25 protein-coding genes and 3 tRNA genes are annotated in these 23,351 nt (G+C 70.3%); 7 read left to right on the top strand and 21 right to left on the bottom strand.

Translation table 11 applies throughout. The features are described from left to right. The first annotated feature begins 10 nt into the window (after positions 1 to 10). Positions 11 to 664 carry a Crp/Fnr family transcriptional regulator gene (locus KILIM_RS00915; protein ID WP_169330723.1) on the top strand — a complete coding sequence of 218 codons (654 nt, stop codon included), beginning with the start codon at positions 11 to 13 and terminating at the stop codon, positions 662 to 664. A 33-nt stretch (positions 665 to 697) separates the two neighbouring features. On the opposite strand, the gene KILIM_RS00910 is transcribed toward KILIM_RS00915, so the two are convergent. Next, on the bottom strand, positions 698 to 1,123 hold the full coding sequence (locus tag KILIM_RS00910) for an Lrp/AsnC family transcriptional regulator (protein ID WP_006590714.1): 426 nt from the start codon (positions 1,121 to 1,123) through the stop codon (positions 698 to 700). Positions 1,124 to 1,190: 67 nt separating this feature from the next. Here KILIM_RS00910 and ctlX point away from each other — a divergent pair, with 67 nt between their 5' ends. Next, entirely contained in the window at positions 1,191 to 2,216 is a 1,026-nt protein-coding gene (gene ctlX, locus KILIM_RS00905) for a citrulline utilization hydrolase CtlX (RefSeq protein ID WP_217997023.1), read from the top strand. A gap of 118 nt (positions 2,217 to 2,334) precedes the next feature. Here the strand turns inward: ctlX and rplL are convergent, their stop codons facing one another. From rplL to KILIM_RS00870, 7 genes are all read right to left on the bottom strand, one after another. Then, positions 2,335 to 2,724, bottom strand: coding sequence for a 50S ribosomal protein L7/L12 (gene rplL / locus KILIM_RS00900; RefSeq protein WP_006590712.1), 390 nt, complete (start codon positions 2,722 to 2,724; stop codon positions 2,335 to 2,337). Between the two features lie 71 nt (positions 2,725 to 2,795). Further along, positions 2,796 to 3,365: a 50S ribosomal protein L10 gene (rplJ, locus tag KILIM_RS00895; RefSeq protein WP_006590711.1), complete on the bottom strand. Its 570-nt coding sequence runs from the start codon at positions 3,363 to 3,365 to the stop codon at positions 2,796 to 2,798. Between the two features lie 310 nt (positions 3,366 to 3,675). Beyond that, entirely contained in the window at positions 3,676 to 4,386 is a 711-nt protein-coding gene (gene rplA / locus KILIM_RS00890) for a 50S ribosomal protein L1 (protein ID WP_006590710.1), read from the bottom strand. 186 nt (positions 4,387 to 4,572) lie between these two features. Then, positions 4,573 to 5,004 (bottom strand): 50S ribosomal protein L11, encoded by a 432-nt coding sequence (rplK, locus tag KILIM_RS00885; RefSeq protein WP_006590709.1) that lies wholly within the window; start codon positions 5,002 to 5,004, stop codon positions 4,573 to 4,575. Positions 5,005 to 5,160: 156 nt separating this feature from the next. Next, entirely contained in the window at positions 5,161 to 6,186 is a 1,026-nt protein-coding gene (gene nusG, locus KILIM_RS00880) for a transcription termination/antitermination protein NusG (RefSeq protein WP_006590708.1), read from the bottom strand. Positions 6,187 to 6,262: 76 nt separating this feature from the next. Continuing rightward, a complete protein-coding gene (gene secE / locus KILIM_RS00875) occupies positions 6,263 to 6,532 on the bottom strand; it encodes a preprotein translocase subunit SecE (protein ID WP_006590707.1) in 270 nt (89 codons plus the stop codon). Positions 6,533 to 6,649: 117 nt separating this feature from the next. Beyond that, positions 6,650 to 6,722, bottom strand: a tRNA-Trp gene (locus KILIM_RS00870). 197 nt (positions 6,723 to 6,919) lie between these two features. Between KILIM_RS00870 and KILIM_RS00865 the strand changes: the two genes are divergently transcribed. Together KILIM_RS00865 and KILIM_RS00860 are read left to right on the top strand one after the other, a co-directional pair. Beyond that, complete coding sequence (locus KILIM_RS00865; protein ID WP_006590706.1) at positions 6,920 to 8,146, top strand: pyridoxal phosphate-dependent aminotransferase; 1,227 nt, start codon at positions 6,920 to 6,922, stop codon at positions 8,144 to 8,146. 60 nt (positions 8,147 to 8,206) lie between these two features. Beyond that, the gene (locus KILIM_RS00860; protein WP_040561757.1) at positions 8,207 to 9,253 is read left to right on the top strand and encodes an adenosine deaminase; all 1,047 of its coding nucleotides are present in this window, start codon (positions 8,207 to 8,209) and stop codon (positions 9,251 to 9,253) included. A 6-nt stretch (positions 9,254 to 9,259) separates the two neighbouring features. Here KILIM_RS00860 and KILIM_RS00855 read toward each other — a convergent pair whose 3' ends face one another. Then, the gene (locus KILIM_RS00855; RefSeq protein ID WP_006590704.1) at positions 9,260 to 10,627 is read right to left on the bottom strand and encodes a PTS transporter subunit EIIC; all 1,368 of its coding nucleotides are present in this window, start codon (positions 10,625 to 10,627) and stop codon (positions 9,260 to 9,262) included. Positions 10,628 to 10,985: 358 nt separating this feature from the next. Here KILIM_RS00855 and KILIM_RS00850 point away from each other — a divergent pair, with 358 nt between their 5' ends. After that, on the top strand, positions 10,986 to 11,216 hold the full coding sequence (locus KILIM_RS00850) for a PTS sugar transporter subunit IIB (protein ID WP_006590703.1): 231 nt from the start codon (positions 10,986 to 10,988) through the stop codon (positions 11,214 to 11,216). A 106-nt stretch (positions 11,217 to 11,322) separates the two neighbouring features. Here the strand turns inward: KILIM_RS00850 and KILIM_RS00845 are convergent, their stop codons facing one another. The 11 genes from KILIM_RS00845 to KILIM_RS00795 all read right to left on the bottom strand — a co-directional run bounded on the left by KILIM_RS00845 (position 11,323) and on the right by KILIM_RS00795 (position 18,578). Beyond that, a complete protein-coding gene (locus KILIM_RS00845; RefSeq protein WP_040561788.1) occupies positions 11,323 to 12,411 on the bottom strand; it encodes a UDP-N-acetylmuramate dehydrogenase in 1,089 nt (362 codons plus the stop codon). Between the two features lie 136 nt (positions 12,412 to 12,547). Continuing rightward, a complete protein-coding gene (locus KILIM_RS00840; protein WP_006590701.1) occupies positions 12,548 to 12,979 on the bottom strand; it encodes a MaoC family dehydratase in 432 nt (143 codons plus the stop codon). Further along, on the bottom strand, positions 12,976 to 13,425 hold the full coding sequence (locus KILIM_RS00835) for an FAS1-like dehydratase domain-containing protein (RefSeq protein WP_006590700.1): 450 nt from the start codon (positions 13,423 to 13,425) through the stop codon (positions 12,976 to 12,978). Before KILIM_RS00835 ends, KILIM_RS00840 begins: the two co-directional genes overlap by 4 nt. A gap of 98 nt (positions 13,426 to 13,523) precedes the next feature. Next, positions 13,524 to 13,694, bottom strand: coding sequence for a 50S ribosomal protein L33 (gene rpmG, locus KILIM_RS00830; RefSeq protein WP_006590699.1), 171 nt, complete (start codon positions 13,692 to 13,694; stop codon positions 13,524 to 13,526). Positions 13,695 to 13,799: 105 nt separating this feature from the next. Next, positions 13,800 to 13,876, bottom strand: a tRNA-Met gene (locus tag KILIM_RS00825). Positions 13,877 to 13,948: 72 nt separating this feature from the next. Continuing rightward, positions 13,949 to 14,021: transfer RNA gene (locus KILIM_RS00820), tRNA-Thr, on the bottom strand. Positions 14,022 to 14,107: 86 nt separating this feature from the next. Then, positions 14,108 to 14,704, bottom strand: coding sequence for an energy-coupling factor transporter transmembrane component T family protein (locus KILIM_RS00815; protein ID WP_006590698.1), 597 nt, complete (start codon positions 14,702 to 14,704; stop codon positions 14,108 to 14,110). A 30-nt stretch (positions 14,705 to 14,734) separates the two neighbouring features. Beyond that, entirely contained in the window at positions 14,735 to 15,415 is a 681-nt protein-coding gene (locus tag KILIM_RS00810; protein WP_006590697.1) for an energy-coupling factor ABC transporter ATP-binding protein, read from the bottom strand. Beyond that, positions 15,412 to 16,671, bottom strand: a complete 1,260-nt coding sequence (locus KILIM_RS00805; protein WP_006590696.1) for a thiolase family protein — start codon at positions 16,669 to 16,671, stop codon at positions 15,412 to 15,414. The genes KILIM_RS00810 and KILIM_RS00805 overlap by 4 nt, the downstream gene beginning before the upstream one ends. Then, positions 16,664 to 17,920, bottom strand: a complete 1,257-nt coding sequence (locus KILIM_RS00800) for an AMP-binding protein (protein ID WP_006590695.1) — start codon at positions 17,918 to 17,920, stop codon at positions 16,664 to 16,666. Before KILIM_RS00800 ends, KILIM_RS00805 begins: the two co-directional genes overlap by 8 nt. 16 nt (positions 17,921 to 17,936) lie before the next feature. Beyond that, positions 17,937 to 18,578 carry a biotin transporter BioY gene (locus tag KILIM_RS00795; protein ID WP_006590694.1) on the bottom strand — a complete coding sequence of 214 codons (642 nt, stop codon included), beginning with the start codon at positions 18,576 to 18,578 and terminating at the stop codon, positions 17,937 to 17,939. A 352-nt stretch (positions 18,579 to 18,930) separates the two neighbouring features. Here KILIM_RS00795 and KILIM_RS00790 point away from each other — a divergent pair, with 352 nt between their 5' ends. Both KILIM_RS00790 and pntB read left to right on the top strand, forming a co-directional pair. Continuing rightward, a complete protein-coding gene (locus tag KILIM_RS00790) occupies positions 18,931 to 20,481 on the top strand; it encodes a Re/Si-specific NAD(P)(+) transhydrogenase subunit alpha (RefSeq protein WP_218880131.1) in 1,551 nt (516 codons plus the stop codon). Between the two features lie 7 nt (positions 20,482 to 20,488). Beyond that, complete coding sequence (gene pntB / locus KILIM_RS00785) at positions 20,489 to 21,898, top strand: Re/Si-specific NAD(P)(+) transhydrogenase subunit beta (protein WP_006590692.1); 1,410 nt, start codon at positions 20,489 to 20,491, stop codon at positions 21,896 to 21,898. A gap of 73 nt (positions 21,899 to 21,971) precedes the next feature. Here pntB and KILIM_RS00780 read toward each other — a convergent pair whose 3' ends face one another. Beyond that, positions 21,972 to 23,339 carry an MFS transporter gene (locus KILIM_RS00780; protein ID WP_006590691.1) on the bottom strand — a complete coding sequence of 456 codons (1,368 nt, stop codon included), beginning with the start codon at positions 23,337 to 23,339 and terminating at the stop codon, positions 21,972 to 21,974. Positions 23,340 to 23,351 lie beyond the last annotated feature (12 nt).

Genomic DNA, 23,351 nt, shown 5'->3' with positions numbered 1-23,351 from the left:
CACTTCGCTCGTGGAGAGCACCCTGGCTGCCGCGCTCGATGAGGCCACGCGCGACCGGCTGCGCGATGTCGCGGCCCGGCGGCGCTTTCGTCGCGGCGAGGTGATCTTCCACGCCGGTGACGCAGCCAACTCGATGCATGTCATCGCCTCCGGGCACGTCAGCGTGCAGGTCGCGACGTGGTCGGGTGACCTCGCCATCCTCACCGTGCTCGGTCCCGGATCGAGCTTCGGCGAGATCGCGCTGCTGCGCGAGGACGCCGAGCGCAGCGCCACCGTCGCGGCCCTGGACGCCGTCGAGACCTGGATGATCGGCAAGGCCGACTTCGTGCGGTTGCGCGCTACCAATCCCGCGATGGACCGGTTCCTCGTCAGTCAGCTGACGCGCTACATCCGTCGCCAGGACGCCCGCGTCATCGAAGCGCTGTACGTGCCCGCGGACAAGCGGGTGCTGCGCCGGGTGCTGGCCATGGGCCGCCTCTACGGAGACGGTTCCCCCGGCACCGTCGTGCCTCTGACCCAGGAGATCCTCGCGAGCATGGCGGGCACGACCCGCCCGACGGCCAACCAGGTGCTACGCGCCGCCGAACGCGACGGTCTGATCGCCATGTCACGCGGGGAGGTTCGCATCGAGGACCCAGCGGGACTCACCCGGCGAGCCCGCTAGTGGTCCACGCCGCGCACCGCGGCGCAGCACAGCTCACAGCGACCGCAGCAGGATCGAGGTCTCGGTGTTGGCGACGCCCGCCAGCGAGCGGATCTCGTTGAGCGTGGCATCGAGCACGACCAGGTTGGGGGCTGTGAGTTCGGCGACGAGGTCCCAGGTGCCATTGGTGGTGTGCACCTCCCGCACGGTCGCCATGCCGCGCAGGTGGCGGGCAACTCGGCCGGCCGTCGAGCCCGTGACCTGGATGGTGGTCACCGCTCGCACGACGTCCTCTTCGGCGCCCGGGCCGACTTCGATGGTGAAACGACGGATCACCCCGTCGCGCAGCAGCCGGTCGAGGCGCGCCTGCGCCGTGCCGCGCGACACGTGCAGCGTCTCCGCGAGCGCCTTGACGGTGACACGTGAGTCGTTGCGCAGTTCGAAGATGAGGCGCCGGTCGATATCATCCAAGGCTCGCATTGCGCATAATGTAACTCACTGCCGATCACTCTGCTCAGTCTCTGGGCATTTCATGTGACATATGGGCATGGTGCCAGCCGTCGTCGTGGCCGATCATCGAGGCAACGACGAACGATTGGGGCAACCGATGCTGCTCGAGATGACGGTCGGCCGATGCGCCGACACCGCCGCACCGTGCCGGCACCACGCACCGAACGCAGTGGTCATGGTGCGCCCGCACCACTTCGCACCCAATCCGGCGACGCGCGCCGACAACGCCTACCAGAGCGTCCCTGCCGGCACCCCCGCCCAGGTCGCCCGCGCCGCCTTTGACGAGGTGACCGCGATGGCCGACACCCTGCGCACAGCGGGCGTCACGGTGCACCTCTTCGACGACACCGGCACGGCCACGCCCGATTCCGTCTTTCCCAACAACTGGTTCTCGACCGAAGCCTCCGGGTCGGTCGCCATCTACCCGATGCACTGCCCCAACCGCCGGAACGAGCGACGCCAGGACATCCTCGACGAACTCGCTCGCCACTACCGCGTGACGCGGCACTTCGACTATTCGCGCTACGAGCATGACGGGCTGTTTCTCGAGGGCACCGGCTCGATGGTGCTCGACCACCACGCGCGCCGGGCCTACGCGTGCCGCTCCCGGCGCATGAGCGAGCCGCTGCTGCACCGGTTTTGCGCGGACTTCGACTACGAGCCGGTCGTCTTCGACGCCTTCGACGACTCGGGCGTGCCGATCTACCACAGCAACGTCCTCATGTCGGTCGGCACCAGCACCGCCCTCGTGGGCCTGGACGCGATGCCCGAGCCAACGGATCGCCGACGGGTGCGCGCCGAACTGGAGGCGACGGGCCGCCAGGTCGTGCCGCTGAGCCGCGCGCAGATCGCCGAGTTCGCCGGCAACGCCTTCGAGCTGTCGACCCCGACCGGCAATGTGCTCGTCATGAGCGCCCGCGGGGTCGCCTCGCTGAGCCCCGCGCAGCGGGCGACCATCGAGGCCGCCACTCCCCTGCTGCCTGTCGCCATCCCGACGATCGAGCACGCCGGCGGCTCGGCCCGCTGCATGCTGGCGGGCATCCACCTGCAGCCGCAGCTCTAGGGAGGTCCGCAACAAAAAAGTGCGGCGAGCTGAACAGGGATTTCCGTTCAGCTCGCCGCACTTGTCACTCGGCGGGGCGCTGCAGGTCAGAGCGCGTGCCCAGACCCGCAGCGCGACGTCACTTGAGGGTGACGGTGGCGCCGGCGCCCTCGAGGGCAGCCTTGGCCTTCTCCGCGTCGTCCTTGTTGGCGTTCTCCAGGACGGCCTTGGGGGCGCCGTCGACGAGGTCCTTGGCCTCCTTCAGGCCGAGGCTCGTGAGGGCGCGCACCTCCTTGATGACCTGGATCTTCTTGTCGCCAGCAGCCTCGAGGATGACGTCGAACTCCGTCTTCTCCTCCTCGGCCGGAGCGGCGTCGCCACCAGCGGCGCCACCAGCGGCGGCGACCGCGACGGGGGCGGCGGCGGTGACGTCGAACTTCTCCTCGAACGCCTTGACGAACTCGGACAGCTCGATGAGCGTCATCTCCGAGAAAACGTCAAGCAGCTCGTCATTGCTCAGCTTGGCCATGATTGGCTTCCTTCCTAGCTATGCCGTGAGTGGCAGATCGTGAACGGATCAGACTGCGCGCTTCAAGCGCGTCAGCCTTCGTCGCCACCCGCGGCGACGTCGGTGGCCGCGGCCGGCGCCGGAGCGCCCTCGGCGACCTTGGCGCGCAGAGCCTCGACGGTGCGAACCGTCTTGCTCAACGGCGCCTGGAACAGCGCGGCAGCCTGGCTCGTCTTCGCCTTCATGGCGCCGGCGAGCTTGGCCAGCAGAACCTCGCGGGACTCGAGGTCCGCGAGCTTGGTGATCTCCTCCGCCGTCATCGCCTTGCCGTCGAGAACGCCGGCCTTGATGACGAGCAGGGGGTTGGCCTTCGCGAAGTCACGCAGGCTCTTGGCCGCCTCCACCGGGTCACCGGTGATGAAGGCGATGGCCGAAGGGCCGGAGAGCTGACCGTCGAACGCCGTAACCCCGGCGTCCTTGGCAGCGATCTCCGTAAGCGTGTTCTTCACGACCGAGTACGAGCCGTGGGCGCGCAGCGACGTGCGCAGCTGCGAGAGCTGCGTGACGGTCAGGCCGCGGTACTCGGTGAGAACGGCCGCACCGGACTCGCGGAACTTGTCCGTGAGCTCGGCGATGGCTGCCTGCTTAGCGGGCGTTGCCATGGGGCCTCCTTGTGACGAACGGTGCCGGCACCCTGGCGCATGAGAAAAGCTCCCGGCGCAGGGCACGGGAGCTTGGACATCACGCGGGCATCAGCCCGCGGAAGCGTTCACATTCGTGGCCTGCGCTGGACAGCCCCTCACGGGCTCTTCGGTCGATCAGGCGCGGGGCGCCCGGCGACAACCGGCGGTCATGGGTCGTCCCTAAAGGTACGGGATCCCCCGCCTTGCGGCCAAATCCGCACGCCCCGACCGAGGAGAGCGCCCGCCCCCCAGGGGTGACGGGCGCTCTCGTGCGTCAGGCGGACAGGCCTCAGGCCTCGTCCTCCAGCAGGTTGCGGGTGCGGGTGTAGTCCAGCGGGATGCCGGGGCCCATCGTCGTGGTCATCGTGGCCTTCGAGATGTACCGGCCCTTGGACGCCGACGGCTTGAGCCGCAGGATCTCCTCCAGCGCCGCGCCGTAGTTCTCCACCAGCGCCTTGTCGTCGAACGACGTCTTGCCGATGATGAAGTGCAGGTTGGAGTGCTTGTCGACGCGGAACTCGATCTTGCCGCCCTTGATGTCGGAGACGGCCTTGGCCACGTCCATCGTCACCGTGCCGGTCTTCGGGTTCGGCATCAGGCCGCGCGGGCCCAGCACCTTACCGAGGCGGCCGACCTTGCCCATGAGGTCAGGGGTGGCGACGACCGCGTCGAAGTCCAGCCAGCCGCCCTGCACCTTGGCGAGCAGGTCGTCGGAACCGACGTAGTCGGCGCCGGCGGCCTCCGCGGCCTCGGCGTTGGCGCCGGTCGCGAAGACCAGCACCCGGGCGGTCTTGCCGGTGCCGTGCGGCAGGTTGACGGTGCCACGCACCATCTGGTCGGCCTTACGAGGGTCGACGCCGAGGCGCATCGCGACCTCAACCGTCGAGTCGTACTTCGTGGTGGAGGTCTCCTTCGCCAGGCGCACGGCCTCGAGCGGGGAGTAGGCCTCGTCGTGGCCGATCTTCTCTTCAGCGGCCCGGTAGGCCTTGCTGCGCTTCATGTTCTCTCCTAGTGGATCTGCGCGGGCGGATGATCGCCCACTGTTGTGTGGAGTCGTGGTACGGGTCAGCGCTTGACCCTCCCACGCGCACGGGGGCTCTGCCCCCGTGTGCCCCCGAAAAGCGCGGTGCGGCTTTGCCGCTCATCTTCTTGGGGGGTGCACGGGGGGCTGCGCCCCCCGTGGGTGTCAGCCTTCGACGGTTACGCCCATGGAGCGGGCGGTGCCGGCGATGATCTTGGCGGCCTGGTCGATGTCGTGGGCGTTGAGGTCTTCCAGCTTCTGCTGGGCGATCTCGCGGACCTGCTCGTTGGTGAGCTTGGCGACCTTGGTCTTGTGCGGCTCGCCGGAGCCCTTGGCAATGCCCGCGGCCTTCTTGATGAGCTCGGCTGCCGGCGGGGTCTTGGTCACGAACGTGAACGAGCGGTCCTCGTACACGGTGATCTCGACGGGGATGACGTTGCCGCGCTGGGACTCCGTCGCGGCGTTGTACGCCTTGACGAACTCCATGATGTTGACGCCGTGCTGACCCAGCGCCGGACCCACCGGCGGCGCGGGGGTGGCCGCGCCGGCCTGGATCTGGAGCTTGATGTAGCCGGAGACCTTCTTCTTGGGAGGCATGTGCTCTCTCTCTCAGTGGTGGGCCGACGCCATGGGCGATGACCCGGTTGCATCCGAGAAACGCGACGAAGGAGCCTGTTTCTCGGAAATGAACCGGCGCGGCAAAGCCGCTCCGAGCTTTTCGGGGGTCCACGGGGGGCGCAGCCCCCCGTGCGTTTAAATCTTGGCGACCTGGTTGAACGCGAGCTCGACCGGGGTCTCCCGGCCGAAGATCGAGACGAGCACCTTGAGCTTCTGACTCTCGGGCAGCACCTCGGAGATCGTGGCGGGCATCGTCTCGAACGGGCCCTCCATGACGGTGACGGACTCACCGACGGAGAACTCCGCGTCGAAGGCCGCCGCAGCAGAACCCGCAGTGGCCGCGACCTTACCTGCCCCGGAGCTGCCCGCGGCGCCGGCCTCCGCGGCCGCCGTCTCGGTCTGGGGGGCCAGCATCGAGAAGATCTCGTCCTGGCTCAACGGCACCGGCGAGTACGCGTTGCCGACGAAACCCATGACGCCCGGGGTGTGCCGGACGGCGCCCCAGCTCTCGTCGGTCAGCGTCATCCGCACCAGCACGTACCCGGGCATGCGCACGCGGCGCACGATCTTGCGCTGGCCGTTCTTGATCTCGGTGACCTGCTCCATGGGCACCTCGGACTGGAAGATGTACTCCTCCATGTTCAGCGAGGTGATGCGCTGCTCGAGGTTCTGCTTCACGCGGTTCTCGTACCCCGCGTAGCTGTGCACCACGTACCAGTCGCCCTCGGCGAAGCGCAGCGAGCGGCGCAGCTCCTCGACCGGATCCACCTCCGGCTCGGCCTCCTCGCCCGCGTCGCCGTCAGCCGCAACCTCCGCCTCCGCCTCCGCCTCCGGTGCATCGGAGACCGAGGGGGCCGAGTCCTCGTCCGAGTCGTCGTCGTCAGAGTTGTCGGGGTCCGTGTCGTCGGTCTCGTCGTCGTTGGAGCCGTCGTCGTCGAACTCGTCGTCAGCGGAGTCCGTGTCGTCGGAGTCGAGCTCGACGATCTCGTCGGCTTCGGCCAACTCCGCGGGGTCGACCTCGGATCCACCCGGCGCGAGCGAGACCTCGGGGGCCTCCTGCTCCAACTCGGTGGGGCTGGGCTCGTGCTCGGCGTCCTGCGCGAACGGGTCCGGTTCGGAACCCTCCTGCGGCTGGGGCAGCGTGCTGTCCTGCTGCGACACGCGGTGACCTACTTCCTCTCTGGCAACGGGCTGCGCGCTCAAGGCTGTCGGCGCGCGGATACGGGGCTCGCGGGCACTAGCCCGCGAACACCCAGAAGACGAGTCGGGTGAAGACCGTGTCGAGCCCGAAGACGAACATCATGACGACGGTCACGAAGACGATGACGACGATGGTGTAGCTGCGCAGTTCTTCGCGCGTGGGCCGCACGACTTTGCGGATCTCGTCGATGACCTGACTGAGGAACAGGCCGATGGAGGCGAAGAAACGGGTGATGACGTTGCCTTGACGCGGCTCGGGCTCACGAGCCGAGCGCGCCCCGGGGGCGGCCGTCCTCTGGTCGCTCACGACGTCCTCTCCCTACCGAGCGCACCCCTGCGACCTCAGGATGGGATTCCTGGACTGTCGCGGGACGGCTCTCCTTGTCTCGACACTTCGATCTACGCTGCGCTCACGGCGCCTACGCAGGGCAGGAGGGACTCGAACCCCCAACCGCCGGTTTTGGAGACCGGTGCTCTACCAATTGAGCCACTGCCCTACGGATGACGGGCACCGATCGACTGGACCGCAGCCGCTGCCGATCTGCCTCGTGGCCCGAGACGCGATCACAGCGCATGCGGCGGCCGACCTTCGTCAGTCACCCAGAGGTAGAGCATACGTGACGGCCAGCGGCCAAAGCCAACTCACCCTCCCGGAGGTGCGGCGCTGCGCGCCCGCCCGTGGAACGATGGACCCGTGACCGACACGACGAACGCCCCCGCCCGCTCCCGCGTCTCGCGCCGCCTCGGCGCGATCGCCGAGTCCGCCACCCTGGCCGTCGACGCCAAGGCCAAGTCGCTCAAAGCGCAGGGAGCTCCGGTCATCGGTTTCGGGGCCGGCGAACCCGACTTTCCCACACCCGACTACATCGTGCAGGCCGCGGTCGAGGCCGCGCAGGACCCGGCGAACCACCGCTACTCCCCCGCTGGTGGCCTGCCGGCCCTCAAGGAGGCGATCGTCGCCAAGACCGCCCGCGACAGCGGGTACGAGGTGCAGGCCGGGCAGGTGCTGGTGACCAACGGGGGCAAGCAAGCCGTCTACAACACCTTCGCGGCGCTGCTCGACCCGGGCGACGAGGTGCTGCTACCCGCTCCCTACTGGACGACCTACCCCGAGGCGATCAAGCTCGCGGGCGGCACCCCCGTCGAGGTCTTCGCCGACGAGGACCAGGGCTACCTGGCGACCGTCGAGCAACTGGAGGAGGCCCGCACCGACAACACCAAGGTGCTGCTGTTCTGCTCGCCCTCCAATCCGACCGGGGCTGTGTACCCGCGCGAGCAGGTCGAGGCGATCGGACGCTGGGCGCTCGAGCACGGCATCTGGGTCGTCACCGACGAGATCTACGAGCACCTGACCTACGACGGGGTCGAGGCGGTCTCGATGCCGGTCGTCGTGCCCGAGCTGGCCGACACCTGCGTCGTGCTCAACGGGGTCGCCAAGACGTACGCGATGACCGGCTGGCGGGTCGGCTGGATGATCGGCCCGACCGACGTCATCAAGGCCGCGACCAACCTGCAGAGCCACGCGACGAGCAATGTCGCCAACGTCTCGCAGCGCGCCGCGATCGCCGCGCTCAGTGGCTCCTTGGAGGCCGTCGAGGAGATGAAGGTCGCCTTCGACCGGCGCCGCAAGACGATGGTGGAGATGCTCAACGCCATCGAAGGCGTCGAGTGCCCGACCCCGCAGGGCGCGTTCTACGCCTACCCCTCCGTCAAGGGGCTGCTCGGCAAAGAGATCGCGGGCAAGACTCCCCAGACCTCGGCCGAGTTGGCCACACTCATCCTCGATGAGGCCGAGGTGGCGGTCGTGCCCGGGGAGGCGTTCGGCCCCAGCGGCTACCTGCGCCTGAGCTACGCCCTGGGCGACGAAGACCTCGTCGAGGGCGTCGGACGGCTGCAGAACTTGCTCGGCCAGGCGCGCTGAGGGGTCGACAACAGGCGTCCTGCCTGCGGAATCGCGCTGGCCAGGTGTGACACTGGGGTGATGACGCGTCCGGTGCACACGTTGCCCAAGGCCCACCTGCACCTGCATTTCACCGGCTCCATGCGGCTGCCGACGCTCGTCGACATGGCCGCCTCGCACGGATTGCGGCTGCCGCGAGCGCTGACGCAGAGCTGGCCGCCGGACCTCACAGAGGCCGACACCCGCGGCTGGTTCCGCTTCCAGCGCCTCTACGACGCCGCTCGGGCGTGTGTGCGGGGCGAGGCGGACATGCGCCGAATCGTCGCCGAAGCCGTCGCCGACGATGCCGCGGAGGGGTCCGGCTGGCTGGAGCTGCAGGTCGACCCCACGAGCTACGCGCCGTTCGTCGGCGGCATCACGCCGGCGCTGGAGATCGTGCTGGACGAGGCGCGCGCCGCTGCCGACCGGCACGACATCGGCGTCGGGATCGTCGTCGCCGCCAGCCGCACCCGGCATCCCCTGGACGCGCGCACGCTGGCCCGGTTAGCCGCCCAGCACGCCGGAGAGGGATCGGGACAGGTCGTCGGGTTCGGCCTGAGTAACGACGAGCGGCGCGGTGACACAACGGAATTCGCGCCGGCGTTCCGGATCGCCGCCAACGCGGGGCTGGCCGCCGTGCCGCACGGCGGGGAGCTGCTGGGCGCCGACGCGGTGGCGGAGACGCTCGAGTGGCTGCATCCGCAGCGCATCGGCCACGGGGTGCGCAGCGTCGAGGATCGCGACGTGCTGGCGCGGGTCGTCGACGCCGGCGTGACGCTGGAGGTCTGCCCGGGCAGCAACGTGGCGCTCGGGGTGTTCGCCGAGCCCGCCGACGTGCCCCTGCGCCGACTCATCGACGCCGGCGCCCAAGTGGCCCTGGGCGCTGACGACCCGCTGCTGTTCGGCTCCCGACTCGCCGATCAGTACGAGTCCGCGCGCACCGTCCACGGCTTCGACGACGCCGACCTGGCGCACCTGGCGCGCTCTTCCATCCTCGGCAGTCGCGCCCCCGAGCACGTCAAGGACGACCTGTTGGGCGGCGTCGACCGCTGGCTCGCCGCTCCTGCTCCTGCTCCTGCTCCTGCTTAGCGACGGTTACGGACGCTGGTGCGGCGCTCCAGGGTGAGTGCCGGGTGAGCCACCGCTCGCCGGGCCGGAGCCCGAGCCGCCCGCACCGGGGCCGCCCGCACCGGGGCCGCCCGCACCGGGACTATCGGAGCCAACGTTCGCCCCCGCCGGCCCGGACGCCTCCATCGCGTCGGTCTCCTCCTCGCGGCCAGGCGTGCGCAAGTTCCAGCGGCGGATGGCGAACCGGAACAGCACGTAGTAGACCACCGCATAGCCGAGCCCGACGACGATGAGCAGGCCCGGTTGTTCGGCGATGCGCCAGTTGAGGACGAAGTCGAACAGCCCCGCCGAGAACGAGAATCCGTCGCGGATGCCGAGGGCGTTGACCAGAGCCATCGAGGTGCCGGTCAGCACCGCGTGCAGCACGTACAGCGGCCAGGCCACGAACATGAACGCGAACTCCAGCGGCTCGGTGACGCCGGTGAGGAAGGCGGTCAGGGCCACGGAGAACATGAGGCCGAAGGTGGCCTTGCGGGCGGCCGGGCGCGCCTCCTGGGCCATCGCCAGGGCCGCGGCGGGCAGCGCGAACATCATGATGGGGAAGAAACCGGTCATGAACGCGCCGGCGGTCGGGTCTCCGGACAGGAAGCGAGCGATGTCGCCGTGCACGACGCCACCGGTCGTATCGAACGAGCCGAGCAGGAACCACGGCACTGAGTTGAGGATGTGGTGCAGACCCAACGGGATGAGCAGCCGGTTGAGGGTGCCGTAGACGAAGCCGCCGATGACGGTGTTCTGGCTGACCCACTCGCCGATGGAGGTCAGACCGGTGTCGAACGCGGGGTAGATGAACGCCATGACCACCGACAGCCCGAGCGCGGCGAAGGCGGTGACGATCGGCACGAACCGGCGGCCCCCGAAGAACGCCAGGTACTCCGGTAGGGCGATGCGGTGGAAGCGCTGCCACAGCCAGCCGGCGAGGAGGCCGACGAGGATGCCGCCGAGCACCCCGAAGTTGATGAGTCTCTGGGTCTCGCCTGCCGGTGCTACCCCGAGGATGTAGGGGCTCATCGCGTCGCCGACGGCCTTGTACGTCAGGTAGCCGACGACAGCGGCCAGCGCGGTCGAACCGTCGGACTTGCGGGCCCAACCGATCGCGACGCCCACCGCGAACAACAGCGGCAGATGAGTGAACAGCGCTCCGCCCGCCGCTCCGATGACGGCGGCGACAGGTCCCCAGCCCAGACCGTCGTCGCCGAGCAGGTCCGGCGAACCCAACCGCAGCATGAGGCCCGCCACGGGCAGCGCGGCAATCGGGAGCATGAGGCTGCGACCGAACTTCTGCAGGCCGGCCAGATTGACGCGCCGAGCGGAGTTCGAGTCCAACGTGGTCATGGCGTTCCTTCCGTGCTGCACGTGCCTGCATCGAGCTGGATCGTGCTGCCTGGCGGTGTCCCCCCGGCCTCACCATCGACGCACCTATGATCCTGCGCCTCCCATAGTCCTGCGGCGCCGGGTCGGCGAGCGGGAGGCGCGACGCCCGGTGCGCGGCAAGTTACGGGGATCGGCTGCCCCACGCCCGCCGGGCGTTGTCCACGCGGGAGCGGTCGGGCCATCCACAGTGCGGTCACCTGCGCGATCAGCTGGCGGACGGGGTCCCGGGGAGTTTGATGCGCCGCCCATGCAGCCGGGAGACTGAGAGGCGACCCGACGTCGGCCCCGCCGACCCACACGACCAGTGAGGACACGCCCAATGAGCAAGGCTTCCGACATCCTCGCCGCCCTCGGCGGCAGCGAGAACATCGTCGAGATCGAGCCCTGTACCACCCGCCTGCGCACCGAACTGTCGGACCCGGGCATCGTCGACGAGCGCAAGCTCAAGCAGGCCGGTGCGCACGGGGTCATCACAGCGGGCAACGTCGTGCAGATCGTCGTCGGCCTCAATGCCGAGAACCTCGCGGACGAGATCGAGGGGCTGCGCTGAGCACGCCGCCGACCAGACACCAGCAAGGGGCGCGCCACCAGGCGCGCCCCTTGCGCGTGCGGCCCGTGGGGCCGCGGGGCTGAGCTGCCGTGCCGGCCAGGCTCGATTAGAGCTCCAGGCCGACGAGCACCGGCTCGTTGACCAGGCGCACCCCGAACGTGTCGGCGACCCCGTCACGGACCTCTCGGGCGAGCGCGAGCACGTCGGCGGCCCGGGCGTCGCCCCGGTTGGTGAGCGCCAGCGTGTGCTTGGTGGAGAGAGCCGCCGGGCCGGGCAGCCCGTAGCCCTTGGTGAACCCGGCCTTGTCGATGAGCCACGCGGCGCTCGTCTTGACGGCGCCGTCAGCCTCCGGGAAGGCGGGCGGGGTTGCCTCGTCGCCGAGCCGCGCCGTGACGCGGACCCGCAACTGCTCGAAGTCGGCGGCGCTCAGGATGGGGTTGGTGAAGAACGAGCCGCAGCTCCACGTGTCGTGGTCGGGGGCGTCGAGCACCATCCCCCGCCGGGCGCGCTGCTGCAGGACGGCGGCGCGGGCGTCGGCCAGCGGCACCCGGGTGCCCAGATCGACTCCGAGGCCGCGGGCCAGGTCGGCGTACGCGATGGGTCGCGAGAGGTCGGCGATCTCGAGCTGGAACATCACCTCCAGCACCACGAACCGGGGGCTGGCACCCGTCATGGCGCCCTTGAACCGCGAATGCCGGTACGAGAACTGGCAGTCCGAGGCGGTGAAGGTGCGGATCCGTCCCTCCAGCCGGTCCCAGGTGCGCACCCGCGCGATCGTCTGCGAGACGTCCTGGCCGTAGGCGCCGACGTTCTGCACCGGGGTCGCCCCGGTGAGACCAGGAATCCCGGAGAGCGCCTCGACGCCGGCCCAACCCTGCTCGACAGCGACCTGCACGACCTCGTCCCACACCTCTCCGGCCGCAACCTTGACGACGGCGCCGGAACACAGGTCGGCGGACTCCACGTGGATCCCCCGGGACGCGATGCGCAGCACCGTGCCCTCGAAGCCCTCGTCGGCCACGAGCAGGTTGGAGCCTCCGGACAGCACGAGCAGCGGCTCGCCGGCGTCGTCGGCGGCTTGCACGGCGGCGACGACCTGCGCGGGGTCCGTGGCGGTGACGACCCGCCGGGCCGGGCCTCCCACGCGCATCGTCGTCAGCTCCGCCAACCGGACCCCGTCCGAAGTGGCGGACACCGGCGGAGCCGGGGTTGGTGGGAGCGGGCCCGGGTCGCGCACGATCGCGGCGCAGGCGTCACCGTCGAGGTCGGGAGCCCGGACGAGGCCGGACGCGGCCTCCGAGAGGTCGTAGGGAGAGACCGAGGACACCGGCTCAGCGCTCCCGCAGAGCGACGACCACGAGCGCGCGACCGAGCACCTTGGTGCCCGCGCAGGTCACGGCGAGCTCGACGGTGACTCGGCCCGATTCCTCGTCGATCTTCTTGACGGTGCCGGCGACATCGACGCTCGCGCCGCCCTCGTGCGGCACCGGCACCATGCCGACGAACTTCGTGCCGTACTCGACGATCCGATCAGGCCGACCGCACCACGCGGTGACGGCCTCGACGGCGGCACCCATCGTGAACATGCCGTGAGCGATGACGTCGGGCAGGCCGACGCCGGTGGCGAAGCGCTCGTCCCAGTGGATGCGGTTGCGGTCGCCGCTGGCTCCGGCATAGTGCACGAGCCGGGCGCGGTCGACATCGATGCGCAGGGGCGGCAGCTGGTCACCGACGCGCACGTCGGCCACGGTCAGGGTGCTCACTGGTCCTCCCCGCGCACGATGAGGCTGGAGGTGACAGTGGCGCGGGAGTCGCCGTCGACGGTGGCCAGCTCGACGCGGGTGGTGACCATCGCGTTGCCGGCGACCTCGCGGACCCGGTCGACGTGCAGCACGCCGACGATCTCGTCACCGGCGGTCAGCGGGGCGTGGTGCACGAACTTCTCCTCGCCGTGGACGACCCGGGTGAAGTCGATCTGCGCCTGCGGGTCGGTGATGAACTGCGACTCGACGCGTTGAGCAATCACGACTGCGAAGGTCGGCGGCGCGACGAGGTCGCGGTGGCCGGCCGCCTGCGCGGCCGCGACGTCGTGGTGCAGCGGGCTGTGGGCGCCGAGCACCTGGGCGAAATCCCGAATGTGCTCGCGGCCGACGAGAAAGGTCTCCCCGGCCGGGTAGGTGCGTCCCTCGAAGGAGGCGTTGACTGACATGGCGACCACCTTAGGGCGGATCGAACGTGCGAAGGCCGCCACCGGGTGCCGGTGGCGGCCTTCGTCGCGAGTCGATCGAGTCGACCGGAGGCTGGAAGTCAGCGAGTCTCGCGGTGCGCGGTGTGCTTGCCGCAGCGCGGGCAGAACTTCGCGAGCTCGAGCCGGTCGGGGTCGTTACGACGGTTCTTCTTGGTGATGTAGTTGCGGCCCTTGCAGTCCACGCACGCGAGCGTGATCTTCGGACGGACCTCACTGGCTTTGCTGGCCACAGGACTACCTGACTTTCGAACTATCGGGTCGGATCAGCGCGGTGCCCGACGCGGGCACACGGACTCTCCAGCCTACGTGATGTGCTGGAGGATCCCGAAAAGCGCTGGTAGCGAGGGCGGGACTTGAACCCGCGACACCACGATTATGAGTCGTGTGCTCTAACCACCTGAGCTACCCCGCCATGGTCTCGACACGAACACCGCCGCCTCCAGAACCAGTGGGAGCCGGATGCGGCGGGCGCGGTCGTGACCGGAGCCCCGATAGGGAATCGAACCCTAGACCTTCTCCTTACCATGGAGACGCTCTGCCGACTGAGCTATCGGGGCCTGCCAGTGCGCGCGCAGCGCGCTGACATGCAGGGACGACCATACCTGACGCGGTGCGCCAGAGTGAAATCGCCTGGTCGAGGGCGTCAGTCGTCGACGCCGCGGGCGGCCAGGGCGTCACCGACCCGGTCGGCGTGGCGGACCGCTCGGATGACGAGCGGGGTCAAGAGAGTGTCCGGGGTCAGGCGCATGCCGCGGGCGGCCCGGGCCTCGCGAACCGTGCGCAGGGCGTCGAGCAACACCGGCACCGACCGGATCGACAGGGCGATGACCAGGCCCACCCGCTCGACATCCAGGCCGAGACGGCCCAGGGGGCGCAGCACGGTCATGATCGCGTCCGTCATGTCGGCCACCCGCGTGGTGGCACTGACCAGCGCCGCGGCCCCGATCGCCACGACGAGGCCGCCGACGATGACGTAGGCCCGCTCCCAGCCAGTGAGCCAGGCCTGCACCGGTGTGAGCACGAGCACGATCCACCGCAGCGGCCACACCAGCCGTCCCAGCCCGCGCAGCCCCAGACCCGCCCAGAGGCCCACGAGCGCGACGAGCACCGCCGCCCCGGTGACGACCTCCCAGGTGCGTACGACCACCAGCACCGTGGTCAGCGCCAGCAGCAGCGCCACCTTGAGTCCGGGGCGGGCGCGGTGCACCGCGGAGTCGCCCGCGACGTAGAAGCCGATCACGGCGTCAGCCCTCTCACTGCGTCAGCCCTTTCACTGCGTCTCCATGAGCCGTTGGTAGGTGCCCAGTGATTCGGCGGGCGGGCCGTCGGCCACGACGAGGCCGTCGTCGATGACGACGACCCGGTCCCAGCCGGCGAGCAGGGACAGCTGATGGGTGACGAGCACGACCTGCTGGTCGAGGTCGCCCAGGAGGCGCGTGATGGCGCGGGCGTTGCGCAGGTCCAACAGGGTCGTCGGCTCGTCGGCCACGAGCACCGTAGGTTCGGTGACGAGCACCGCCGCCAACGCGAGCAGTTGCTTCTGCCCGCTGGAGAGCAGGTGGGCCGGGTGATCGGCGTGCTCGGCCAGCCCGAACCGCGCCAGCACCCCACCCACCCGTTCGTCGCGCTCCTGCGTCGAGAGCTTCTGCCGGCGCAGGGAAAAGGCGACGTCTTCGGCGACCGTCGGCATGACGATCTGCGCGTCGGGGTCGGGAAACACGAAACCGACCCGCTTGCGCACGGCGCCACCGTGACGGGCCACATCGAGCCCGTCGACCGTGACCTTCCCGGAGGTGGGGGTCACGAGGCCGTTGAGCATCCGGGCCAGCGTCGACTTGCCCGAGCCGTTGGCGCCGACGATGCCGACCCGCGGCTCGCTCAGCTCCAGGTCGATGCCGCGCAGCACCTGCCGCTCGCCGTAGGCGTGGTGCACGCCCTCGATGACGATCATGACTCCACCTTTTCCGACACACCGTGCTTTTCCGACACCCCGTGCGACACCCGTTGCAGCACCATGGCCAGGCCTTGGCCACCCCCGATGGCGCAGGTCGCCAGCCCCAAGAGTGGGCCGGAGTCCGAGTCGGGCCGGGCTGCCATGAGCCGGTGGAAGAGGCGCACCACGAGCAGCGCCCCGGAGGCGCCCCACGGGTGGCCCAGGGCGATGGCGCCGCCCCAGGAGCACACGACGTCGTCGTCGCGCCCGAGCGGGTCGAGGCCCAGTGCGTCGGTGCAGGCCAGCACCTGTGCGGCAAAGGCCTCGGTGATCTCGACGGCGGTCAGGGCGCCGATCGGCAGCTTCATCCGCCGCAGCAGCTCTCGGACGACCTCCACGGGGCCGATGCCGGGCAGCGCCGGGTCGCCGGCACCGGCGTGCCAGTCCAGGATCGCCAGGCCCGGCAGGCCGAGCTGGGCGCGCACCCGCTCCGGGACGATGGCGACGGCCGCCGCCCCGTCGCTGACTCCGCAGGAGTTGCCGGCGGTCACGCTCCCGCCGGGCGCGAAGGCTCCGGGCAGCCGGGCCAGCACCCGCGGATCGAGGCGTCGGGGCCGCTCGTCGCCGGCGACGCCCGCCACGGGCACGATCTCCGCCGCCAGCCGATCCGCACACAACAGTGTGCGGGAGTGGGAGCGGGCGGCGTACTCGTCCTGCCGGGCGCGGTCGATGCCGAAGCGGTCGGCCACCGCTTGGGCCGCCGCGCCCATGTCGGGGTCGGCGTAGCCCGGCGGGGCGAACGGCGCCCGGGCGTAGGCGGGCAGGCCGGGCGGCGGATCGGACTGGGTCGCGCCGGCGGGCCGGGCGACGCGCCAGGGGGCCGTGCTGGCCGACTCCACTCCCCCGGCGAGCACCAGGTCGGCGTGGCCGAGGGCCACGAGTGCCGCGCCCTGATGGATCGCCTCCTGGCCGCTGCCGCACTGGCGATCGACGCTGACCGCCGGCACGTGCTGCCCCAGGCCGGCCGCCAGGGCGGCCACTCGGGCGATATTGCCGCCCGGCCCCAGGCAGTTGCCGAGCACGACGTGGGCGACGCGCAGTGGCTCCGACTCACCTGCCGCCGCTCGACGCTGCGCGACGCGATCGGCCAGGGCCCGCAGCACCGGCGCGGCCAGCCCCGCTGCGTCGACGTCTGCCAGCGCGTGCCCGGCTGTGCCGATGGGGGTGCGGGCGGCCGCCACGACGACGGGCGTGTTCGGGGCCAGGTCACTCATGAGCGGCACCACCTGCTGGTGCGCGCAGCTGCTCGGCGAGGCGACGGGCTGCGGCGCGGTCGGGTTTGCCGCCGGTGGTGCGCGGTAGGGCGGGCAGGTGGTGCCACGAACGGGGCCTGGCAGGCCGCGGTAGGGCCGCGACGGCTCCCCTGATGTCTGCGTCCGAGGAGCCGGTCCACAGGGCGGCGATCCGCTGCCCGTGGACCGGGTCGGGCACCCCGACGACGACGACATCACCGATCCCCGGCGCGGCGCGTAGCGCCAACTCGACCTCCTCGGCGATGACGGTGTGGCCGCTGACGGTGACGGCCGCGTCGGCTCGCCCGAGCACCTGCACCCGGGCGGGTCCGCCGGCGACCTGCCGTAGGACCGCGTGGTCGCCGACCGTCGCGAAGCCCTGCGCATCACGGCGCAGTGGGCCGTCGTCGTGGCGCAGTGGGCCGTCGTCGTGCGGCTTCTCCGGCGACTCCTCCGGCGCCTGGAGGTAGCCGTAGGCCTGGTAGGGCGAGCGGCTCCACAACAGTCCGTCGCGCACCTGCACCTCCACTCCCGGGAACGGTCGATACCCCTCCATCGCCTCGTCGCCCTCGCGGTCGCCGTCTTCTTCGTCGCGGTCGAGCTCGTGCCCGCGAACCGCGACGAAGGACAGCTCAGCCGCTCCGTAGTAGGCGACCAGACGCACACCCTGGGCGCGGCAGGCTCCGTGCAGTGCCTCGGGGACTGCGTCTCCCGCGGTGACGATCAGCCGAAGCGCCGGTAGCTCGCCGGCGCGGTGCGCCCGCAGCAGCCCCGGCACGAGCGAGGGCACGGCGTGCACCACGCGCGCGGCGGCCCGCTCGGGGGCCTGGGCCGTGGCCCGCGGCTCGCCTGCGAAGCACACGGGCGCGCCGAGGCTCGCAGCGTGAAAGGCGCCGTAGAGCACCGCGGTCGAGGTCGGGTGACCCGGCAGCCACGTGACGTCGTCAGCGGTGCTGCCCAGCACCTGCGTCAGCGGCGCAAGACTCGCCTCCCACGAGGCGAGGCTGCGATGCACCGCCCGCGGGCGACCACCACTGCCGGAGGTGAACAACACGAGATCGCCAGGGCGCAGCGAGTTGGCCGCCGCCTCGACGAGCCGACGCGACCGACTCACCAGCCCCGACGGCCAGCGGGCGTCGAGCACCGCGACCGCACGACCCTCCTGAACGCCGCCCCAAAAGGCCTCGAACAGCCGCCGCGGATCGGACTCGCAGAGGACGAGCGGCGTCAACGAACGGGCGGGCAGGTCAGGCCCGCGGGCGGCGCGGCAGCAGGTCCGGCACGGCGCGGTAGACCCCCAGAGCGACCGCCGTGGCCAGCACAGCCTTGATGAGGTCGCCAGGCAGGAAGACGGCGTCCGCCACCAGCGCGGCGCTCAGGCTGAGCTCGGCCCGCCACATCATGCCGACGATGCCGAACAGGTGGATGACGACGATGCCGCCGAGCACCATCGCCCCGAAGACGACGGCGGCGTTGAGGCGCCGAGCCCGCTCGAGCAGGTAGCCGGTCACCATGGCCGCGGGCACCCAGGCGAGCAAGTAGCCCACCGTGGGCCCGGCAAAGACGCCGAGGCCACCGCGGCCACCGGCGAGCACGGGCAGGCCCACCGCAACGAGCACGATGATCGTCAGCGACACCAGGGCACCGCGGCGCCAGCCGAGTAGCCCGGCCGCGAGCATGACACCGAGCGTCTGCAGCGTGATCGGCACGGCCGTCCCGGCGAACAACGCCCCCGGCATGCCCAGCACGACGATCAGGGCGGCGAAGACGGCGATGAGCGCCAGATCGCGTGCTCCCAGCCGTCGAGTGCGCTCGGGAGCGCCGTCACCGCCGGTCGCGCGCGCGGCGCGGCCCTCCTGCGTGCCGGCCTGGCGCTGGGGTGCTGACATGGGCTTTCCTCTCTGGGACACGGGTGGTCGTGCGGCCCCCGCCGACCGCCCTGAAGTGGGCGTCGACGGGAACCGAACAGCGTTCAGTATTGCGACCCTACCGCGCACCCACACCGCCGGAACACCAGCCTCCACACACGCATGTGGCGAGATCGCGCCCCGCCTTCAGCAACGCCCAGCTGCGGTTGGCCGACCCATGCGTTGACCCGCCCCGTCGCTCGCACGGTAAGTTCCCTCTTGCGGTCACGACGACGCGCCCACGCGTCTCGAGCCCGATCCTCCTCGCCAACCGACCGGCCATCTCGGGCTGGACCGGCGGCGAAGCGGGTCAACACCCGTGCCCGCTGACCAGATGTCCGACAAGGAGGCAGGCGTGCTCATCGGCGTACCTCAGGAGACAAGGCCCGGCGAGACACGCGTCGCGGCGACCCCGCCCACCGTGGAGAAGCTGCGCAAGCTCGGTTACGACGTCGTAATCGAGGCCGGCGCAGGCGAACGCTCCACCATCCCCGATGCGGCCTACGAGGCCGCCGGAGCCCGCATCGGCAGTACCCAGGACGCCTGGGGCGCCGATGTCGTCGTAAAGATCGAAGCACCCAGCGACGAGGAGATCGACGCCCTGCGCGAAGGGGCGACGCTCATCTCCCTGTTGCAGCCGGCGCTGCGGCCCGAACTCGTCGAGCGCCTGGCGTCCCGGCCGATCACGGCTCTGGCGATGGACGCGGTGCCGCGCATCTCGCGGGCCCAGTCGATGGACGTGCTGTCCTCGATGGCCAATATTGCCGGATACCGCGCGGTCGTCGAGGCCGCGCACGAGTTCGGCCGGTTCTTCACCGGGCAGGTCACGGCCGCCGGCAAGGTGCCGCCCGCCAAGGTCCTCGTCGTCGGAGCCGGTGTCGCCGGCCTCGCGGCGATCGGCGCCGCGGGCAGCCTCGGCGCGATCGTGCGGGCCACCGACCCGCGGCCGGAGGTGGCCGAGCAGGTCGGCTCGATGGGCGCCGAGTTCCTCGCGGTCGACAACACCACCGAGGAGGTCTCCACCGACGGGTACGCCCGCGAAACCTCCGAGGACTACGAGGCCAAAGCCGCGCTCATGTACGCGGAGCAGTGCAAGGACGTCGACATCATCATCACGACGGCCCTGATCCCCGGACGCCCGGCGCCGCGCATCATCACCGACGAGATGGTCGCCTCGATGAAGCCGGGCAGCGTCATCGTGGACATGGCCGCGGCACAGGGTGGCAACGTCGCGGGATCGGTCGCCGACGAGAAGGTCGTCACCGACAACGGCGTGACGATCCTGGGCTACACCGACCTGGCGGGCCGGCTGCCCACCCAGGCCAGCCAGCTCTACGGCACGAACGTCGTCAACCTCCTGACGCTGCTGACCCCCGGCAAGGACGGTCAGCTGGTACTCGACATGGAGGACGTCGTGCAGCGCGGCATGACCGTCGTGCTCGACGGCGCCCTCATGTGGCCCCCGCCGCCGGTCCAGGTCTCGGCGGCCCCGCAGAAGGCCGTCGCCCCGATAGAACCACCCAAGGCCAAGCCTCCGATGTCGCGGCAATCGAAGGTCCTGGCCCTCGGGATCGGCGCGGTGCTCTTCCTGGCGATGGCCACGGTGAGCCCGCCGTCGTTCCTCGGGCACTTCACCGTGTTCATGCTCGCGGTGGTCATCGGCTTCTACGTGATCGGCGCCGTGCACCACGCATTGCACACGCCGCTGCTGTCGGTGACCAACGCGGTCTCGGCGATCATCATCGTCGGCGGCATGCTGCAATTCGGATCCGGTAATCCGCTCGTCCTCGTCCTGGCCTTCATAGCCACCCTCGTCGCGAGCATCAATGTCTTCGGTGGCTTCACCGTCACCCAGCGCATGCTGTCGATGTTCACGAAGGGCTGATGTAACGATGGCAATCGAAACCTTCGTCCAGGCCGCCTATATCGTCGCGGCCCTGCTGTTCATCCTCGCCCTGGCCGGGCTCTCCAAGCACGAGACCGGCAAACTCGGCAACGCCTTCGGCATCAGCGGAATGGCGCTGGCGATCTTCGCCACCATCCTCAAGGCCACCGACATCTCCGGCGTCGCCGCGCTGGCGATGATCATCATCGCCATGGCCATCGGTGCCGCCGTCGGTATCTGGCGCGCCGTCAAGGTCGAGATGACCGAGATGCCGCAGCTCATCGCGCTGCTGCACAGCTTTGTCGGTCTGGCCGCCGTGCTCGTCGGCTTCAACTCCTACATCGAGGCCCACGAGCCACGACGCCGGCTCGAACTCGAACTGCTCGGCATGGCCTCGGTGCACGCCGGGGAGATCTTCGTCGGCATCTTCATCGGTGCGGTGACCTTCACCGGCTCGATCATCGCGTTCCTCAAACTCAGCGCCCGCATGAAGTCGGCACCGCTGAACCTGCCGCGACACAACCTCATCAACCTCGGCGCGGTCGTCGCCTCGCTGCTGCTCATGGTGTGGTTCGTCGCGACCGAGAGCGTCATTCCGCTGCTGCTCATGACCCTCGTCTCGCTGGCCCTAGGTGCCCACCTCGTGGCCGCGATCGGCGGCGGCGACATGCCCGTTGTCGTCTCGATGCTCAACAGCTACTCCGGGTGGGCCGCGGCGGCGGCGGGCTTCATGCTCAGCAACGACCTGCTCATCGTCACCGGTGCGCTCGTCGGCTCCTCCGGTGCCTACCTGTCCTACGTGATGTGCAAGGGCATGAACCGCTCGTTCGTCTCCGTCATCGCCGGCGGCTTCGGCTCCGACGGTGCGGTGACCGGCGAGGCCAAGGACTACGGCGAGCACCGCGAGGTCAGCGCCCAGGAGGTCGCCGAGTCGCTGGCCAACGCCGATCGGGTCATCATCACGCCCGGCTACGGCATGGCCGTCGCGCAGGCGCAGTACCCGGTGGCCACGCTCACGCAGAAACTGCGGGACAAGGGCGTGGACGTGCGCTTCGGCATCCACCCGGTCGCCGGTCGCCTCCCCGGGCACATGAACGTGCTGCTCGCCGAGGCCAAGGTGCCCTACGACATCGTGCTGGAGCTCGACGAGATCAACGACGACTTCTCCGACACCGACGTCGTGCTCGTCATCGGCGCCAACGACACGGTCAACCCGGCCGCCACCGACGACCCGACCAGCCCCATCGCGGGTATGCCCGTGCTGCACGTGTGGGACGCCAAGGAGGTCGTCGTCTTCAAGCGGTCGATGAACACCGGTTACGCCGGCGTGCAGAACCCGCTGTTCTTCCGCGACAACACCGTCATGCTCTTCGGCGACGCCAAGGAGCGCGTGGACGACATCCTCGCGGCCCTGTAAGCCCGATAGCCCTAGCGGCGCCGGCTCCCCCACCCAAGGGGAGCCGGCGCCGCTGCCGTTGTGGCGCGGTGCCTCAGACGGTCTCTTCCAGGGCGGCGTTCTTGAGTTCGGGCAGGAACAGGGCGGCTACTGCCGCGATCGCGAAGGCGCCACCGAAGACACCGAAGACGAGGGCCTGGCCGCCGAGGGCCAGCATGGGGGGCACCGAGAGGGGCGCCAGGATGCTGGCGATGCGGCCGAAGGCGGCGGCCGCGCCGGTGCCCGTGCCGCGGATCGCCGTCGGGTAGATCTCCGGAGAGACCGCGTACAGGGCGCCCCACGCGCCGAGGTTGAAGAACGACAGGCACATGCCGAAGACGACTATCGTCGTCGCGCTGTCGGCCAGCATCCCGAACGCCCCGGCGGCCAGCGCGGAGCCGAGCAGGAAGCTCGCCAGCGTCGCACGGCGCCCCCACACCTCGATGAGCCAGGCCGCCAGCGCATAGCCGGGCAGCTGCGCGAGCGTGATGATGAGCGTGTACTCCAGCGAACGCACCAGCGAGTGACCCTGGGCGGCGATGAGATTCGGCAGCCAGATGAACGCGCCGTAGTACGAGAAGTTGACCATGAACCACACCGCCCACAGCGCCGCGGTGCGCCGCCGGTAAGGCGCCGACCACAGGTGCCGCGGGCCGGCATCGTCGACGGGGGTGACCTCGCCCGACGGCTGATCGGCCACGACGTGGGCCGGCGCCGGGATGTCGGCCGACTCCTCGTACCGGCGGACCGCCGCCTCCGCCTCCTCGTGGCGACCCTTGGCCTCCAGGAAGCGCACCGACTCCGGCAGGCCGAAGCGCACGACGACCGCGTACATCGTCGGCACGATGCCGACCGCCAACGCCCACCGCCAGCCGTCGTCCGAGGCCGGGATGACGAGGAAGCTGATGAGCGCCGCGAGGATCCAGCCGACCGCCCAGAACGACTCCAGCGCCACGACCATGCGGCCCCGGATGGCGCGCGGGGAGTACTCGCTGACCAACGTGGAGGCGACCGGTAGCTCCGCCCCCAGCCCCAGCCCCACGATGAAGCGCAGCACGATGAGCATCGCCACGCCCGTGGCCAGCGCCGAGAGCCCCGTCGCGAGGCCGTAGATCAGCAGGCTGAACGCGAACACCTGCCGGCGCCCGATCCGGTCGGCCAACAGCCCGCCCAGACTCGCCCCCAGCGCCATGCCGAGGAAGCCGATCGAGCCGATCCAGCCCAGCGTCGTCTGCGACAACTGCCAGTGTTGCGCCAGCGCCAGCATGACGAACGAGATGAGCCCGACATCCATCGCGTCCAGCGCCCAGCCGATGCCGGAGCCGAACAGCAGCTTGCCGTGCGCCCGGGTGAACGGCAGCCGGTCCAGCCGCTCCGATCGAGTCAGCTGGTCCGGCTGCGGGCGAGTTGAGCCTGTGGTCACGCGGTCATTGTT

The organism is Kineosphaera limosa NBRC 100340 (assembly GCF_000298215.1).
Taxonomy (GTDB): Bacteria; Actinomycetota; Actinomycetes; order Actinomycetales; family Dermatophilaceae; genus Kineosphaera; species Kineosphaera limosa.
This window is presented reverse-complemented; position numbering and strand designations above follow the sequence as displayed.